The following is a 683-nucleotide window of genomic DNA, read 5'->3' on the forward strand; positions in this document are numbered from 1 at the left end:
GGCGTTCTGGCTATAGATCAAGCCATCAGCATCGTTGAGGACACTGCCACCCGCGACGACTTTTAGTGTGTTGTTGGCAGCAACAGTGCCGCGGTTACGGTTATCCAGTTGCCCGGACGTATTGAGGGTCATCAGGCTTTGGCTGATCAGTTGCCCGGCCTGGTTGTTGATCGCCGCGCTGCGCCGCAACAATTGCCGCTGGTGTTGGTCAGGCTGCCCAGCAGGTCGAGTGTCATATCGGCCTTGCTGCTCAGGTTACCGGCGCTGTTGTCGAGGCTGCTGCCTTCGAAGCTGAAACCCTGCTGGGCCGTCAGGTTACCGGCCGCGTTGTTCAGGGCATTGGCTTTGATGGTCAGCCCGGCACCACCGTCGATCAGGCCGTTCTGGCTGTTGTTCAGCAGGCCCGCGACGGTCAGGGACTTTGATGGTCAGCCCGGCACCACCGTCGATCAGGCCGTTCTGGCTGTTGTTCAGCAGGCCCGCGACGGTCAGGGTCTGACCGGTTCCGCTGGAGAGGATGCCGCCGCTGTTGTCGAGGCTGTCAGCGGTTACGCTCAGTGTGTTCTGGCTGACCAACGCACCGTTGCCGCCGTTGAGCAATTCACCGGTCAGGGTTGTAACAAGGTTGCCGTTGCGGCTGGACAAGGTGCCGTTGGTACGGTTATCGAGGCGGTTGCCAGAGA

General features: G+C 60.9%; 1 pseudogene. It reads right to left on the reverse strand.

From position 1 onward, the window contains the following. Positions 1-683, reverse strand: a pseudogene (locus AO068_RS26395) (hypothetical protein); the annotation flags it as partial.

The organism is Pseudomonas sp. ICMP 3272 (assembly GCF_001466905.1).
GTDB lineage: Bacteria > Pseudomonadota > Gammaproteobacteria > Pseudomonadales > Pseudomonadaceae > Aquipseudomonas > Aquipseudomonas amygdali.